The following is a 17,090-nucleotide window of genomic DNA, read 5'->3' as shown; positions in this document are numbered from 1 at the left end:
CGGCACAATGGCCGGCTCTATATCTTACATATATTATTTATAATTTTCAATGGTTTTATTAATTGCATCAATCTGTTTATTGATACTTGCTGCATTCTGTGGATTCTGTTTCAGTAATTCCATTTTTTTACTTAAGCCATCCTTCAGCATTTGTATGACCATCATTTTAGCCTGCGGATTATCCCCTATTTGATTTTTTGCATATCCCAAAATCTTCGTTACATTTTCAGTAGCTTTCAAATTATCAGAAGACATGATCCAATTGTATCCTTCTTCTGCTGCTTTCCCCAATTCCGGATTCTGGAATTTAATAAAAGGATAAAATGCCGCCAATGAAGCAATTTTAGGCATTTGAGAAACCACTTTCTTTTTTACAATAATGGGAAGCAATTGCGCCTTCAATTCGTCTGATGCTCCGTCCAAATCAATTTTATCTGCTAATGCATCAACTTTTGATGGATCAGTCGTAAGAACAGCTCCCAACGAACTTGCTTTTACAGCATTAGAAACAGCATTCATTCCTTTTTCAAAAAGAGGAAGGTATTTTTTGTCTTTTGTTTTTGCCAGAGCAGCAATTGCAGCAGCTTGTGTCAATGTTTTAGGATCATTAGATGCTAATCTTTCAACTTCAGCTCCTAGTGCCTTCATTTGTTCAGGATTGGTAAGATCTACTAATTCCAACGCCTGAATTCTGACTCTGAAGAACGGATCTTTCAATGCAGCAGCCAATAATTTTGTTACTGCAGGACTTTTTCCTGTCTGATCTTTTATTCCTTCTAAAGCATTATACCTGTTTTTATACTCTTTGGAATTCGTAAACTGCAAGAGATTTTGTTCCGGGGTTTTCTTATCGGTGATATCAGCCAGCAAAACACCATCTGCATTAATGTTTACCAGATCCGGAGCTTTTGAAACATCAAAATTGAATGTATTTTTTGCATCGGCATTTACCCAAACGTTATACCTCTTCGGTTTTCCATTATCGAAAATATCAATAGCCAAAGGGAACTCAAACATTTGATCCTGAGTCTGATTGATAGTCACAGCTACCTGTTTTTTTACAGGTTCAAATGTAAATGAATAGTTGATCTTTGGATTTCCGCTTCCGAAATACCATTGATTAAAGAACCAGTTCAAATCTTTTCCTGAAACCTTCTCAAAAGAAAGTCTCAGCTGATGTGCTTCTGCATTCTTATATTCATTGGTTTTCAGGTAATCATTCATTCCGGCAAAGAAGGCATCATCTCCTAAATAGTTTCTGAGCATGTTTAGAATTCCACCTCCTTTCTGATAAGTTACCAGATCAAATACATCTTCGCGGGATGCATAATTGAATCGTACCAGATTTTTATTAAAATCAGATGGGTTATGGATATATCGGTCTACATCAGTCATCAGATGATAATCAGCCTGATCTTTTCCATATTTATATTCATTCCAAAGGTATTCGGAATAATTAGCGAAAGATTCATTCACCGTAAGATTACTCCAGCTCTCCGCTGTAACCAGATCCCCAAACCAGTGATGGAACAATTCGTGAGCAATGGTATCTTCCCAAGTATTCTCATCGATAAGCTGACCCGGTTTTTGAAGAATATCACTTCCATGAAGTGTTGCTGTCGTATTTTCCATGGCACCACTTACATAATTTCTCCCGGAAATCTGTGCATACTTTGCCCAAGGATAGTCATAATTCATTCTTTTTGAGAAGAAATCAATCATTTCCGGAGTGTTCCCATAGATCTGTTTTGCATAAGGCTCATACTCTTTTTCAATATAATAGTCAACAGGAACATTTTTCCATTTGTCTTTTACAATAGCATATTCTCCTACTCCCATAAAGAAAAGATAAGTAGAATGCCTTTTATCCATTACCCAATGATCGGTTCTCAGACCATTGGACTCTTTCTGAGAATCTTTCAGGATACCGTTTGAAAGGGTTACATATTTATCAGGAACCGTCATATAGATTTCCTGAGTCGTTTTCTGATTGGGCTTATCAATGGTTGGAAACCATGCAGAAGAAGCTTCTGTTTCTCCCTGCGTCCAGATTTGCGTCGGAAGTTCAGGATCTGTTCCCTGAGCGTTAATAAAATACAATCCTTTTGCATCATTAATCGCCATACTTCCCTGTTGCTTCACTTCGTTTGGACGGGAGGTATATTTGATATAGACTGTGTAATCCTGATTTTTCTGATAGGTTTTATCCAAGGTGATTTTCAGGATATCATCTTTATATTCGTATTTTAAAGGAGATTTTTTACCATTGTTATCAAGAGCTACTTCATGAATCAACATTCCTTTTGCATCAAGGATCAGCTCATTGGCAGGATAGAAATAAGGGGAAGCGGTAAGCCATTCTTCTCCATTCATCTGTTCTTTCTGATAGTCGAAGTTTACCTTTAGCTTAGTGTGTTTTAATTCTGTTACTTTGGTATGGGTTGCTCTGTATACTTTCTCTCTTCCTGAGGTTTCGGTTTGCGCTGATACATTAGCGGAAAACATAATTCCCAGTATCGCAATCGATAGAATGGCCTTTCTCATCTGTCTACTTTATAATTTTAGAGTTATTTTTTTATTATGATATCGAAAATATCATTGACTAAGGTTTCATAGTCGCCGGTTTTCAGCTGTTCTTTTGTTTTGGCAAAAGCTTTTTTCAGTTCACTTTCCGGATTTTCATCATCTACGATTTCTGCTGAAGCAACGCCTTTTAATTGAAGTACAATATTTTTCAGGACTTCTGGATCGGCATTCTCTTCGATATTTATTTTTAAATACTTCATGATCTTGTGATTGGATTTATAATGAGCCTTTTTGTTAAAAGACTGGAATCTAGTTCTTTCAAATTTAAAACTTATTTTGGAAAGAATAGCCCTCTTAGTGCTTTTTTAAAGGGGATTTTTGTGAAAAAAGAGATATTGTGAAGCCTGGAAGATGGGAGCGGGAAGATGGAAGTTACTATCCAACTTAATACGTCTTGTTGTTTTTTAAGGTGTTCAGGAATATCATGAACTTTAAAAGATTCTTCATTTCAATTCTTTTCATTCAGAATGACAGGGAGCGAGGTTGGAGGATGGTTACGGGAGGATGGAAGTTACTATCCAACTAAACACTACCTGATATCTTCCCAGGGTATGCTGAACAATATCATGAACTTTAAAAGATTCTTCATTTCAATTCTTTTCATTCAGAATGACAGGGAGCGAGATTGGAGGATGGTTACGGGAGGATGGAAGTTACTATCCAACTAAACACTACCTGATATCTTTCCAGGGTATACTGAACAATATCATGAACTTTAAAAGATTCTTCATTTCAATTCTTTTCATTCAGAATGACAGGGAGCGAGGTTGGAGGATGGTTACGGGAGGATGGAAGTTACTATCCAACTTAATACTACCTGATATCTTTCCAGGGTATACTGAACAATATCATGAACTTTAAAAGATTCTTCATTTCAATTCTTTTCATTCAGAATGACAGGGAGCGAGGTTGGAGGATGGTTACGGGAGGATGGAAGTTACTATCCAACTTAATACGTCTTGTTGTTTTTTAAGGTGTTGAGGAATATCATAAACATCTAGATATTCTTCATTTCACTTAGTTGTATTCAGAATGACAGGTGCAATTATAATCAATAACAATCAATCATAAAATGCAAGTTATTTTCGGACTGAAATAACTTCCCTCTTCCAGCTTCAGACTTCCCTTCTAATATCACTTCTCCCTAATCATCTTCCCGTTTTGATATAGAAATACCATCTCACATTTTGTTTGTCTGTCCGCATTAAAAATATATACTTTTTTAGCATCAATACCATTCATTTCAGACAGCATACGGCATTCCCAGTTGTTGTAAAAAATAGGTTCTCTCAAAATAAAGTGAGGATTGGTCTTCAATTCAGTGAGCATATCATATCTTAAGCACACTACTCCGCTTTCAATATGCTCTGCTTTCAATGCTTTGCCCAATTCATTAAACATTTTAAGATTAAACTGATTGGCATAGATCCAGGCATTTTTCACACTCATGTTGGTGGTAAGTAAAAGAAAAGTAATTCCTGCTAAAAGGGAACTGATTGTTTTATTTCTCCACTCCAGTTTAAAAGACAGATAAATGATTCCTGAAATGATAAAAATTGTATAAAAAAGTCTTATTGCACCAAGACTTCGGTTATCAAAACCAAAAAGGTTCGGAATATAGGCTGAAACATAAAAAACACTTACTGCAAAGATTATTGAAATCAGAGAAATGAGTCCTATACTTTTAATGTCCTTCAATTTGCTTTTAAAATCGTAGCCGGAGAAGACTTTATAAACAACAGAAGACATGACCAAAGCCAAAATAATCTCTATAATAAGAAGGTTCTTAAGATTCAGTATCCCTTTATAAATTCCTACAAAAATATCTTTTAAAAACAGCTTTGCCGTTAAAATAGTTACCTGTACTACCCTTTCCCATTCGAAGAGCTTCCCTACCTCATCCCTTTGATAAGAATGTGCAAATATCCCAGGCTGAATCACTTTTCTGAAAAGAACAATTACTCCAGCAGTTAAAAGCAGGAATATTATTCTTTTTTTATTTTCTCTGATCAGAAACAGATGCAAAAGAATAAGCGGCAGGAAAATTTCATAACTTAATATGGAAAGTATAAAGAACAACGCACTGAGTAAAACATTTTTGCGTATATAAACAAAATAAATGCTCACACAGAAGAACAGGGTTGCCAGATTGGAATTCAGCATAATAGGGGAAAACTGAATACTTGTCCCAATTATCGAACACGAATACAGCAAAGTGATCAGGCTCGCCAGTTCTTTTGACAGTATTTTTTGAGCTACTCCATAAACAGCAATCAATGAAAGTGGGAAAAACAATATTCCTAAAAGATAAATAGAAGCATTATACTGTGAGAGAAAAACCAAAGTTCCTGTTACAAATCCTGATACCGGCCTTGCAGCCATATTGGAGGCATCCAGATAAGAATATATATAACTAAAATAAGGTTTAGAGACATATTTGGCGTTATAAACTTCTTTTAAATCATCTGCAACGATTACCTTTTCTCTGAAAATTGACAGCCCTATATAAAGGTTGTAAACAATGATCAGGATATTCAAAAATATCAGATACGTATTGCTTCTTTTTTTTCTATATTATTTTTCAACATCTGTGGTAGTGATTAGATTCTCACAAACTTCAAAAATAATAGAAATCTGTCAATTACAAAAGATAATAAGGCAGGTATGAGATTAAATAGCTACAGGAGCCTTGATCCCCGGATGCGGATCATAATTTTCCAGGGTAAAGTCTTCAAAATCGAAATCAAAGATATTTTTAACATCAGGATTCAATTTCATGGTAGGAAGTGGTCTTGTTTCTCTTGAAAGCTGTCTGTTTACCTGCTCAAAATGGTTGTTGTAAATGTGAACATCTCCAAAGCTGTGAACATAATCACCTACTTCAAGGTCGCAAACCTGAGCTACCATCATTAATAGCAATGCATAACTGGCAATATTGAATGGGACACCAAGGAAAACATCTGCACTTCTCTGATATAACTGTAATGATAACTTCCCATCTGCAACATAAAACTGAAATAACGCATGACAAGGAGCCAAAGCCATGTTCGGAATCTCCGCAACGTTCCATGCAGATACGATCAATCTTCTGGAATCCGGGTTCTTCCTGATCTGATCGATTACCTCAGTGATCTGATCGACTACTTTTCCGTCTGCTCCATTCCAGCTTCTCCACTGTGCTCCATAAACAGGTCCTAAATCACCATTTTCATCAGCCCATTCATCCCAGATGCTTACCCCATTATCTTTAAGATATTTGATATTGGTATCTCCTTTCAGGAACCAAAGCAATTCATAGATAATGGATTTTAAATGCACTTTTTTGTAGTTACCAAAGGAAAGCCTTTTGACAAATCATATCTTAACTGATACCCGAAAACACTTCTTGTGCCAGTACCGGTTCTATCGGTTTTATCGGTTCCGTTGTCTAAAATATGCTGTAAAAGGTCCAGGTAGTTTTGCATTTTGAAGGGGATTTATGGGTCAAATTTAGTAAAAAAAAAGCATCAAAAAAAAGCACCCGGCTGATGGATGCTTCTTATAAGAGCTATATCTTTTACCTATTAAAAAACCGTATATTCAATACTTCCAGGTGGTTAGAATCATTCCGAAACTACAATACAGAAACACTAATTTTTTCACTATTTCCACTAATTGACTTCAACTGACCGTATCTGTTTTTGTCTATAAATTTATCATTTGAATATTCCAGTTTTACAGGACCAAATTTCACAAGTTTCTGAAACTTACTCTCATCGATTATATCTTTAGTACCGTAATCTATGGAGATATCACCTATTGTTTTCAATTTTCCAAGTCTGCTGTTATCCATGATATCATCAGCCCAGTAATCTATAGTAAGGTTTCCAATCCTCTTTACTTTCCCTGCTTTTTCTCTGGTAAATGCCGAATCATCCCAATAATCTACAGCGATATTCCCAATACTTTTCAGCTTGCCTGCTTTGTCTCTATTAAATGCAGAATCGTCCCAGTAATCTATTTTTACACCGCCTATGCTTTTAAGTCTTCCATATTTAATCTTATCAAAAACAGTATCCTCATAATATTCAATTTTCCCGTTTAAGTCAGGAGCATTGAAATCGGAAATTGATCCGTCAGCATTAAGCGTGATCACAAAACCATCTACAGTAAGTTTTATAGTTTCCAGGTCATAGGTTCTTCCGGAAACGGTTGCACGAACCTGTGCGTTGATTAACAAACCAGCTAATAAAAAGGCAAAAAAGAGTACGTTTTTAAATTTCATACGATTAAAATTAATTTACCAAATATGTTCAATATGCTGATCGATATTGTTTATGGTAAATCTCTCACCCATTTTCTTGCCAAACATTGCTTTTACTAAAGGAGATTCTGCAGATACCGTCATAATCTTCTGGTTATCAAAAAGAAATTCTCCCATAGAAGCTGACACATAAAATAATCCTTTATTTGTTTTCACCAAAGCACCATTCTGAACTTTATCAGAAGGATCTGAAGTTATCTTTTGTAGAATTCCCTGTTGATTCAATACTTCATTAAGCTGCCGCTGCAGGTTATTGATTTCCTGCTGAAGCATTTCCCTTCCGGTTTCGTACTTGTCCCCCATAGAACTTTTTGTATCATTATTGGAAGCACGGGTTTCTGCAATCAGATTTTCGAAGTACTGGATCTTGTCTGCTATTTTAGTTTTAACTTTATTTATTATTTCCTGTTTGTTCATTGTAATGTGGGAATAGTGGTGATGTGGATTTGACCACCCCGCCAAAATCGCAGATTTTGGCACCCCTCCGCCGGAGGGGAATGCAGTATCATTTAAGAACTTGTGGTTAGGTTTTATCTTTCAAATACGGCGTAGTCTGAAACTTTAAAATTGAAGTCTTTGCCTTCATCGAAATTTCTTTTTGTCTTTTCAAATACATTTCTGAAGGTCCCTGATAGATTTCCATCTTCAATTGTAAAATTCACAGGTTCTTTTGACATATTTAAAACAACCAGCACTTCATCTTTACCATTTTTTCTTACGTAGGCTAAGATCTTGTCATTAGCGGTGGTATTCAGCAAGTAAGTAGCCACATTCGGATCACCGCCTCTCAATGCAGGATTAGAAGCCTTTACATCCAATAATGTTTTATAAAAGTCAGCAACCTGATAGGTTTTCGTCCATTTAATCGGATCTTTCTCGAAAAACTCTAATCTCTTCATGTTGGGAAGTTCCTGACCTGAATACAACAATGGAACTCCGTTCCAGGTAGCTGAAAATACCGCCATAGGTTTTGCAATGACTGCATATTTTTCATATTCAGTTCCGTTCCACGAGTTTTCATCATGATTAGCGGTGAACCAGGCTCTCATTGATTGATCTCCGATATTGGAATATTGCACCAATAGATCCTTTAGCTCCTGAAGCGGCTCATTTTTTTTGTAATAATCAGCAGATTTATGCATCCATTTCCATGAATAGCTGGCATCAAAAACTTTCCCATATTCAGGACTTTCTAATTCATCAAATTCCCCCAGCCAAAAAAGTGGTTTTACTTTTTCTACTTCCGGACGGGCCTGTTCCCAAAAATCTACTTCTACCCAAGAGGCTAAATCACATCTGAAACCGTCAATATCTGTTTCTGTTACCCAAAACTTCATGGCATCAATCATGGCCTGACGCATTTCCTGGTTTTTGTAATCCAGCTCAATGATATCATCCATTCCTGAAGCAATATGGAATTTTCCATCCGGATCTTTTAAATAAAATTCAGGATGTGTTTTGGTCCAGACATGATCCCAGCCTGTATGATTGGCTACCCAATCAATAATCACCTTGAAGCCCAATCTGTGCGCTTCATTCACCATGTCCTTAAAATCATCCATTGTTCCAAATTCCGGATTGATGGAAGTATAGTCTGAGGCTGCATAAGGGCTTCCTAGACTGCCTTTCTTATTTTGCTGAGCAATCGGCGTAATCGGCATGAACCAAAGTGTTCTTACTCCCATGGCTTTCAGGCGGGGCATTTCTTTTGCAAATGCTTTAAAGGTCCCTTCCTGAGTATATTGTCTGATGTTTACTTCGTAGATATTTGTAGTATGTTTCCATTCTTTTGGCAGTTCTGTCATCCTTTTTGTATTTTTTTGAGTGGTACAGGAAACAATTCCCAGACCAATTATGGATAATAAAATTAATTTTTTCATTAATCTATTTTTAACAAAAATAAGGATTGTTTTTCAGGGAAAGAGGTTAAAATAGAAAATTACAAACGTTATTTTTAAAATACGGCAAGCTGTAAATCAAATAAAAATGAAAGAAAGCAACTTGTATTAGCTGGTTTAGATTTAACGCAAAGTTCCAGCAAGTTTCCGTTACATTTTTGAGGGAGCAAAGATTAGAATCAATGACATTGATTGTTTTCTAAGCTAATCGATAACCGCAACAAAATTGTTCATCAGCATTCATAAAAAAGCCCCGGATTAAAAATCCAGGGCTCTATTTTTTATATCTACATCTTATCTTTCGTCATCGTTATCATCTTCATCATCAAAGACGTCATCGTTGTAGTCTTCTTCTTCCTCATCATCGAAGCTGTCATCTTCATCTGAGAAGTTTCCTCCTGCTCCAAAATCATCATCAAAGCTAAAATCATCATCCATAAGAGGTGTCGCTGATTTCTTTTTAGATCCTCCAGCACTTCCATTTTTGCTAGGTGCTTTCAAAGGAACATTTCCAAATCTGAAAACGGTAATAGGATAGGAAACTCCTTTTTTTCTCGTCAATGATTTCTACAAGTTCACAATAAAACTCCCAAAGATCAAGAAGCCCATATTGAAACTGTGCTTTGTCTCCAGTATTTTCAAAAGCTTCATCAATATAAACATCTGACATAATCTCTCCATCACCATCATCACTCATATCTTCGAGCGGAACACTTTTTACGATTGTTCCATCACTCTCTAACAGATTAAAAGCAGAAAGTTCTTCACCTTGCAGATTGAACGCACTCTTAATTCCTAAATGTAAATTCCATAATGTTTGTTTTCCCCTAACTTCAATATCACGGAAAATATCCTCTTTCGCATCTAATATTACGCGGATTTTGTAAACCATATCAGTTTCTTAAATTACTTTTTTGCCTTTATAATTATGATAAATCTCTGGTGCAAATATATAATAAATGACATGTGACAAAAAAATATTTCAGGATTTTTTAAAATATTTTTTTTTTCTTACATTTTGCCGGAATTATTTACTTTTTTCCAGCATAAAACTGAACTTGGTTCCTTCGAGGTAAACACTTTCTACGGTAATGTTTTCGTTGTGAGCTTCCAGGATATGCTTTACGATGGCTAATCCTAATCCTGAACCGCCTTCTCTTCTGCTTCTGCTGGTTTCTACGCGATAGAAACGTTCGAAGATTCTTGGAAGAATTTCAGATTTGATTCCCATTCCGTTATCAATAACTTCAATCAATACTTTATTTTTTAAAATACTGGTTTTAACAATCACTTTTGCTTCCTGTCTGTTAGCATAATGAATGGCATTGGAGATGAGGTTAATAAAAACCTGGGAAATCTTTTGTTTATCGGCTTCTACAAAAATTTGTGGATGTAAAGTCTGGATCTGTAATGTGGTATTATGTTTTTCAGCTTCAAATTCAAGCAGGTCGAAAATTTCTTTGATGAGAAGGTTAACATCAAACCTTGAAACAGTAAGGTTAATTTCTCCTGCTTCAAGCCTGTTAATCATATCAAGATCTGTAACAATAGCAATAAGCCTTTCTACGGATTTATCAATCCTTTCCAGGTATTTATCGCGGATTGTCAGGTTGTCTACCCCGCCGTCTCTTAAGGTTTCTACATATCCCTGGATAGAAAACAATGGTGTTTTAAGCTCATGGGAAACGTTTCCGATATATTCTTTACGGTAACTTTCCATTTCCTTCATCATATCGATTTCTGTGGCTCTCTGCTGGTTCAGGTCTGAAAATCTTTCCCCTAATTCTTTGATGGTAATATTCTCGTCATTATCATTCACCATTTCCTGGGGAAGAATTCCGGAAAGTCCTTTCACCTGCTTTCTTCCGTAATAATTGAAAAGAAGTTCCAATACGACACAGTTGATGATAAAGATAAGGACAATACAGATTAAAAGACCCGTCTTAAATAAAGGGGTCTCATAATAAATATCTTTAAGTGAATCGAAAATGACCACTAAAAATAACATCACCAATGTCAGCAGACAAGAGGCGACAAGCGTAAGTCTGTAAAATTTCAATTTTACAACGTTTTAAAAATTGAACGTAAAGGTATTTTTCTCAGATCATTAAACAATAAGTTTATACCCTATTCCTTTTAAAGTCTGAATCGTATTGATTCCTAACTTTTCTCTTAGTCTTCTGATGTGAACATCAATGGTTCTTTCTCCTACGATGACATCATTCCCCCAAACTTTCTCAAGAATTTCTTCTCTTTTAAATACTTTTTCAGTGTTGGAAGCGAGAAGGTAAAGCAAGTCAAATTCTTTTTTAGGAAGAAGAAACTGCTGTCCGCTTTTGGAGACTCTGAAGTTATCTTTATCAATGACAAGGTCACCAATTTCGATCAGCTTGGCATTATCAGAAACCTGAGAAGTCAATTGTAATAATGCATTTACTTTAGAGATCAGAATTTTCGGTTTAATAAGCTTTACAACATAATCATTAGCTCCTGCCTGGAAGCCTGCCAATTGAGAAAATTCTTCGCTTCTTGCGGAAAGAAAAACAATAAGTGTCTTTTGAAGTTCTTTTATTTTACGAAGTTCCTGACATGTTTCAATACCATCTTTTTCAGGCATCATTACATCCAGCAGAATAAGATCCGGAACAATTTCCTTTGCTTTTTCTATTCCTTCATTACCGTTGGTAGCGGTATAGATATCATATCCTTCCTTTTCTAAATTGTAAGACAGAATCTCTAAAATGTCCAGTTCGTCGTCTATTAAGAGTATTTTCTTTTGACTCATTTCAAATTTTTACTGTTTCAAAGTTAATCATTTTTGAATGATAGATTAATAAATTAGTTATCGTTCATATAAAGTTAACAATAATATCCTTTTCTTAATATTTAGTTAAGAAAAAATTAAATTTTACTAAACCATTTACCCCATCAATCTTTTATTCCTTTGCACCGAAAGAAATCTAGTAATAAAGCAAGTAAAGAGAATGAAAATTAATAAACTTAGCATTGCAGTCTTATTTTTATCTGGATCTGTATTCTACGCACAGGAAACGAAGCAGGATACGATCGCTAAGGAGAAAAAAATTGAAGGCGTAGTAATCCAAGGAAGCAGCAACAAGAAAACTGAAACTGCGGTATTAGGAGAACAGAAAAAAGCGATTATTCAGAAACAAGCTGTGAGTGCTGAGGAGATTTCCAGAAAAGGGATCTCCAACGTAGAGCAAGGACTTACGAAAGTAACAGGGATCACTACGGTAGAAGGAAGAGGTCTTTTCGTGAGAGGTCTTGAAGAGCGATACAACTATTTATTAATTAACGGTCTTGGTTCACCATCCAACAACCCTTTCCAGAAGATTATTGCATTAAAGCAATTCCCAACGGATGTTGTTGGTAAACTGAACATCTATAAGACTTTCAACTCCAATCTTTACGGAGATTTTGCAGGAGCTACTTTTGACATTGAAACCCTTACCATTGACAAGCCTTTTACGAAGGTAGAATTTAGTATAGGAGTGAATACATTAAGTACATTCAGAGATAACTTTAAAGTAGCTGAAGGAGCAGATGGAATGAATGGATATCTTGGATTGAATTCCAGAGACAGAAGGCTTCCTGCTGAGATTAGAAATGCAAGACCTAATAACTATAGGTTTACAGCCAATGAATCATTAAACTCTTTTAAAGACTCATGGAACGTAGATAATGTAAAAGCAATGCCTAATACAAGTATTGGATTTACTACTGCACAAAAGGTAAAAATGGGAGAATCTGGTAACTTAGGAATTCTATTTTCTTTAAATCAGGGAAGTAAATTTGAATATAAAGAAGGGGACAATAACCAATTTAAAGGGTTAGGCCAACATTCATTCATTGAAAACATGAATTTTCTTAATCGTAAACAATATAATTACGAAACAGAATCCTCAATTTTATTAGGTCTAGGCTATAAAAACAAAGGAACTAATATTAATTTAAATGCTATCTATTTACAAAATACTAATAATATTATAGAAGATAACCATGGTTATAAAGACGGACAGGTACTTAATAAAACAACTTTCTTCAGAACTAACCAGTTAGATATTTCAAGATTTTTAGATTTACAGTTGACTGCTTCACAGAAAATAAACGAAAGACATCAAGTCAAAGCTGGAGCCAGTTATGTCATTAATAATTATCAGCAACCTGATAGAAAAATTGTAGAAGGAAATACAATTGATCCAATTACAGGAGCAACTCTTACAGATGGAAACATTTCTATGCGCTATGGTGGAAATAATATTATTCGTCAGTACCTAGATGTTGATTCTAGATTTTATGGTTCTGCATTTGCGGAGTACCAATTATCCTTAGGAGAAAAGGGAGACAGAAAAGACTTTCCAATCCAGATTGCTTTAGGTTATAACGGTTTTTCTGACTTCAGAAAAACTTCCTATAGATTTATCTTTGGACGTACATCTAATTCAGCATTAACGCCTTTCATTATTAATATCGACAATCCACAAGACATCTTTGATTCATCAATTAGAAAAGGAGATTTATATTATCAGGAAGGATCTGATGTTTCACAATATTATTCAAGTTTCTACCAAATTATTAATGGTGGATATGCTAATATTAATTTTAAACCTAGTGATTCTTGGGATATCTTATTAGGGGCGAGATTTGAAAACGATATGACTTTAATCCGCTATTCTGAACAAAGTGCTGATAAAAAAATAAATCTGGATAAAAATAAGAACTTCTTTCTACCATCATTATCAATAAAAAAAGCACTTAACAATAAAAATAATGTTAGATTCTCATTTAGTAAAACAGTTACACGTCCTATATTAATTGAGACTATGCCTATTACTTATATTAATCCTGACAATGTAAATATCGTTGGTAATCCGGCTATTAAAAACAGTGAAAACTACAACTTCGATTTAAAGTGGGAATATTTCCCAACAAACAAAGAAATGTTTGCTGTTAACTTATTTGCAAAAAGAATCAACAATGCAATAGAACGTTCATTAGTTCCTTCTGGAAATGCTACTGGTTCTACCATTACTTTCTTCAATGCTAAAAGAGCAGAATTATTCGGAGTAGAGTTAGAGGGGATTTTAGGTTTAGGCAGAATATCCGAATCTCTTAGAAACTTTACACTAGGAGCAAATGCTACGATCATGCATTCAAATGTAGAAAGAAGTCAAGATCAAATTAACATGGAACGCCCTGATTGGTTTGCTATTACAGGAGAAAAATTAAATAAAAGAGGATTACAAGGAGCATCACCTTATACCATTAATGCTGATTTAAAATATGAATTAAAAGGTCGCAGCAATTTAGCACATACATTTTCTCTTGTCTATAATGTTTCAGGAAGTAAAATATTTGCAACCGGAGGGACAGGTACTGATAATTATTATGAAAAACCATTTCATCAGTTAGATTTTGTTTATCAAGGGCAGTTAACAAAAAATTGGAATGTAAAATTCGGAATCCAGAATATTTTAAACAGCCAGTATAAAATCTTAATTGGAGACAAAAATTACCTTCCAACTAATTTTGAGCAAGGAAACAACAGATTTACAAGCTATTACAGAGGTACTACATTCAACCTAACTGTAGGATATACATTCTAATAAATTAGTCAAAAAAATAAAAATAAAGTATAAAAAAGTATAAAAATGAAAAGAAGAGTTTTATCATTATTATCGTTAACAGCCGTGTTAACATTAGCCTTAAATTCATGTACTATCGAGGTAAATGATGGCCTAGGAGACGGTACTACAGTTACTACTCCAGGAACAACTGAAGGTGTTTTAAGCGGAAGCGGAACATTATCAGGTACTATTTCAAAAAATATCCTTATTAAAAAAGGCAACTATACATTAGATGGAATTGTAAAAGTAACCAATGATGCTACCATCACTATTGAAGCCGGAGCAACTTTCAATGTTACTACAACTAAAACAAGTGGACTTGTAATTCTTCAAGACGGAAAGATTAATGCAGTAGGTACAGCATCTGAACCGATTGTATTTACAACATCTACTAAAACTCCAGGAGATTGGGGAGGTATTACACTTTACGGAAACGCTCCAATCAAAGCAATTAATGGAAATGCGCAAGCGCTTTCTGAGGATGGAAACAATGTATACTATGGTGGAACAGATCCAAATTCAAACTCAGGTACAATGAAATTTGTAAGAGTAGAATATGCCGGAAAGAAAATCGGTGATGGTACTTCAGAAACCAATTCTATGACTTTTTATGCAGTTGGAGCAGGAACTATATTAGAAAACCTTGTTACTTACAAAGGAACAGATGATGGTTATGAATTCTTCGGTGGGACAGTGAGTGCTAAAAACCTTGTTTCTTATGGGAACTTTGATGACTCTTTTGACTGGCAAGATGCTTGGAGTGGTCAAAACAACACTAATTGGTATGCATTCCAAACAGGTACAGGAAACTTCGGAATGGAGATTGAAGCTTCTGGTAATGCTGATAATGTAGCCCCAAAAATTTCAAATATTACATTAATCAGAGATGCCAACACACTTCCAGAAACAGCAAATTCCCCAGAAATTACTGCAATCCAGTTTAAAAAGCAAGGAACAGGAATCTTCTCTAATGTTTATGCAAGTGGTTATAAAAATATCGGAACACAAAAAGCTTATAGCGTATTGATTCAAGATGCTGCAACAGAAACAAGCCAGGTAAATACAGGTAAAATAAAAGTAGAACCTCTTGCCTATTTAAATTCTGATAACCTTGGAGTTTGGGGGTATGCCTTCAGTCCAAATGGAGCTAAAACATTCACTAATGGTACTGTTACAAAAGTTTCTCTAGTACCGGGAGCTTGGGCTACGGTAGATGGAGTAAACCTTTTAGCAGCTTTACAATAACTAGTTTCTTCATTTCAAATAAAAAAAGCCATCAGAAAATTTCTGATGGCTTTTTCGTTATATAAAAACAGCCACCGAAAAAACTTCCGATGGCTGATTCACAAAAAACAAGTGTATAAAAAATATATACTACGTAAGATTTAATTTCTCCAGAAAAGGTTCCCGTTGTGCATCAGGGCTTTTATATCAGACATTCTGGAAACAGCTTCTGCTGAGCATGAAGCAACTGCTAAAACTACAGCAGCTTCATCACCCGCTTTAGGCCATTGTTGTTTTCCTTTATCATCCAAAGGAAGAATACTTTGTGTGGCAAACTGTAATGCTCTTGACAGGGCAAATTCAGTGGCATAGCCATATAATTCTGCGATCAGGTTAGCTTTCTGTAACATACTTCCCGATCCGAAAGTACTCCAGAAATCCTGAACGTTATCATTTCCAATCAAAACATTTACTCCATGTTTTTTCATCGTCGGGATTGGCATTATCGTCTTTTTAAATGGTACTGAAGAAGCAATGCCTACTTTTCCGGCAGCCAGCCTTTCTGAGATTTCCTCAGCTTCTTTTGGAGAAAGATGAGCCAGGGCAAAGGCATGGCTTACAAACGTTTTCCCTTGAAGCGCAGGATTTTCAATCGCTTTATCAATCAGATAGTTGATGGTCTTCATTCCGGATTCCCCTACTTCGTGCAGATGAATATCAATTCCTTTATGATGATCCAATGCTAACTGCACTGTAAAATCCATTACTTTTTCGATACTTCCATCAAGGCTAAATGGGTCTACTCCACCAATAAAAGCTACACTTTTTAGCTTCGCAGCTTCTTTCATTAAAGGAGCTGTTTCTGTATAGTACACTCCATGCTGCGGGAACGCTACCAACTCTGCTTTAAAGGAATCTTTTTTATTTTGAAGGGCCTGTTCCAAATTTTCCAATGATTTTAATCCGGATGTAGGATCAATATTGAAATGGGTTCTTGCAAAATGAGCCCCATAATGCTGTTGGAGGCTGATAAGCTGTTCAGCTCTTTCTACCGAAGTTTTTAATAGCTCAGGGATGATTTCCTGCTCATAGGCAATCATATCCTTTACCGTTTTTCTTTTAGCAGAAAGTGCCTGCCAGGGAAGACCATACCATGTTTTATCCAGGTGAATATGCATATCCCTGAAAGCTGGAAGCATCAGATACCCTTTGGCATCAATCGCTTTTGAAGCAGGGTCATTGGCTTTCACCGATTTAATTTTTCCGTCTTCAATTTCTATACTGAAAAGGTCTGTCTTTGTTCCGATAACCTCTTCATTTTCATATTCAAAACCTGTTTCCAGACGGACATTTTTAAGGGAATAGTTTCCTTTTGCAGTGAATTGATAGGGAAATTGCATGTTTTAATGTTTTTAACAATACAAAATTACA

General features: G+C 35.4%; 11 protein-coding genes and 2 pseudogenes. 2 read left to right on the top strand and 11 right to left on the bottom strand.

The genetic code is table 11. The features are described from left to right. Window positions 1-33: 33 nt before the first annotated feature. The 10 genes and pseudogenes from H5J24_RS04310 to H5J24_RS04265 all read right to left on the bottom strand — a co-directional run bounded on the left by H5J24_RS04310 (window position 34) and on the right by H5J24_RS04265 (window position 11,572). A complete protein-coding gene (locus H5J24_RS04310) occupies window positions 34-2,544 on the bottom strand; it encodes a M1 family metallopeptidase (protein WP_068944239.1) in 2,511 nt (836 codons plus the stop codon). Window positions 2,545-2,567: 23 nt separating this feature from the next. Continuing rightward, window positions 2,568-2,786 (bottom strand): hypothetical protein, encoded by a 219-nt coding sequence (locus H5J24_RS04305; protein WP_068944240.1) that lies wholly within the window; start codon window positions 2,784-2,786, stop codon window positions 2,568-2,570. A gap of 934 nt (window positions 2,787-3,720) precedes the next feature. After that, window positions 3,721-5,124 carry a hypothetical protein gene (locus H5J24_RS04300; RefSeq protein ID WP_232816060.1) on the bottom strand — a complete coding sequence of 468 codons (1,404 nt, stop codon included), beginning with the start codon at window positions 5,122-5,124 and terminating at the stop codon, window positions 3,721-3,723. A gap of 132 nt (window positions 5,125-5,256) precedes the next feature. Next, window positions 5,257-6,050 (bottom strand): annotated as a pseudogene (locus tag H5J24_RS04295) (thymidylate synthase). A gap of 149 nt (window positions 6,051-6,199) precedes the next feature. After that, a complete protein-coding gene (locus tag H5J24_RS04290; RefSeq protein WP_068944244.1) occupies window positions 6,200-6,850 on the bottom strand; it encodes a hypothetical protein in 651 nt (216 codons plus the stop codon). A gap of 15 nt (window positions 6,851-6,865) precedes the next feature. Beyond that, on the bottom strand, window positions 6,866-7,351 hold the full coding sequence (locus tag H5J24_RS04285) for a hypothetical protein (protein WP_232816059.1): 486 nt from the start codon (window positions 7,349-7,351) through the stop codon (window positions 6,866-6,868). 68 nt (window positions 7,352-7,419) lie between these two features. Further along, window positions 7,420-8,769, bottom strand: a complete 1,350-nt coding sequence (locus H5J24_RS04280) for an alpha-amylase family glycosyl hydrolase (RefSeq protein ID WP_068944246.1) — start codon at window positions 8,767-8,769, stop codon at window positions 7,420-7,422. Window positions 8,770-9,081: 312 nt separating this feature from the next. Next, window positions 9,082-9,679: pseudogene (locus tag H5J24_RS04275) on the bottom strand (IS1096 element passenger TnpR family protein). Between the two features lie 135 nt (window positions 9,680-9,814). Continuing rightward, window positions 9,815-10,846 carry a sensor histidine kinase gene (locus tag H5J24_RS04270; protein ID WP_068944248.1) on the bottom strand — a complete coding sequence of 344 codons (1,032 nt, stop codon included), beginning with the start codon at window positions 10,844-10,846 and terminating at the stop codon, window positions 9,815-9,817. A gap of 48 nt (window positions 10,847-10,894) precedes the next feature. Then, window positions 10,895-11,572, bottom strand: a complete 678-nt coding sequence (locus H5J24_RS04265; RefSeq protein ID WP_068944249.1) for a response regulator transcription factor — start codon at window positions 11,570-11,572, stop codon at window positions 10,895-10,897. Between the two features lie 199 nt (window positions 11,573-11,771). Between H5J24_RS04265 and H5J24_RS04260 the strand changes: the two genes are divergently transcribed. Continuing rightward, a complete protein-coding gene (locus H5J24_RS04260) occupies window positions 11,772-14,414 on the top strand; it encodes a TonB-dependent receptor plug domain-containing protein (RefSeq protein WP_068944250.1) in 2,643 nt (880 codons plus the stop codon). 45 nt (window positions 14,415-14,459) lie between these two features. After that, window positions 14,460-15,680, top strand: coding sequence for a hypothetical protein (locus tag H5J24_RS04255; protein WP_068944251.1), 1,221 nt, complete (start codon window positions 14,460-14,462; stop codon window positions 15,678-15,680). Window positions 15,681-15,820: 140 nt separating this feature from the next. Here H5J24_RS04255 and H5J24_RS04250 read toward each other — a convergent pair whose 3' ends face one another. Beyond that, a complete protein-coding gene (locus H5J24_RS04250; RefSeq protein ID WP_068944252.1) occupies window positions 15,821-17,059 on the bottom strand; it encodes an amidohydrolase in 1,239 nt (412 codons plus the stop codon). Between the last annotated feature and the right edge of the window lie 31 nt (window positions 17,060-17,090).

It is taken from the genome of Chryseobacterium capnotolerans, from assembly GCF_021278965.1.
Lineage (GTDB): Bacteria > Bacteroidota > Bacteroidia > Flavobacteriales > Weeksellaceae > Chryseobacterium > Chryseobacterium capnotolerans.
This window is presented reverse-complemented; position numbering and strand designations above follow the sequence as displayed.

Excerpts from the sequence above, each read along its gene's own strand:
- H5J24_RS04310 (WP_068944239.1), bottom strand. The coding sequence starts at position 2,544 with ATGAGAAAGGCCATTCTATCGATTGCGATACTGGGAATTATGTTTTCC.
- H5J24_RS04305 (WP_068944240.1), bottom strand. The coding sequence starts at position 2,786 with ATGAAGTATTTAAAAATAAATATCGAAGAGAATGCCGATCCAGAAGTC.
- H5J24_RS04290 (WP_068944244.1), bottom strand. The coding sequence starts at position 6,850 with ATGAAATTTAAAAACGTACTCTTTTTTGCCTTTTTATTAGCTGGTTTG.
- H5J24_RS04280 (WP_068944246.1), bottom strand. The coding sequence starts at position 8,769 with ATGAAAAAATTAATTTTATTATCCATAATTGGTCTGGGAATTGTTTCC.
- H5J24_RS04265 (WP_068944249.1), bottom strand. The coding sequence starts at position 11,572 with ATGAGTCAAAAGAAAATACTCTTAATAGACGACGAACTGGACATTTTA.
- H5J24_RS04260 (WP_068944250.1), top strand. The coding sequence starts at position 11,772 with ATGAAAATTAATAAACTTAGCATTGCAGTCTTATTTTTATCTGGATCT.
- H5J24_RS04255 (WP_068944251.1), top strand. The coding sequence starts at position 14,460 with ATGAAAAGAAGAGTTTTATCATTATTATCGTTAACAGCCGTGTTAACA.
- H5J24_RS04250 (WP_068944252.1), bottom strand. The coding sequence starts at position 17,059 with ATGCAATTTCCCTATCAATTCACTGCAAAAGGAAACTATTCCCTTAAA.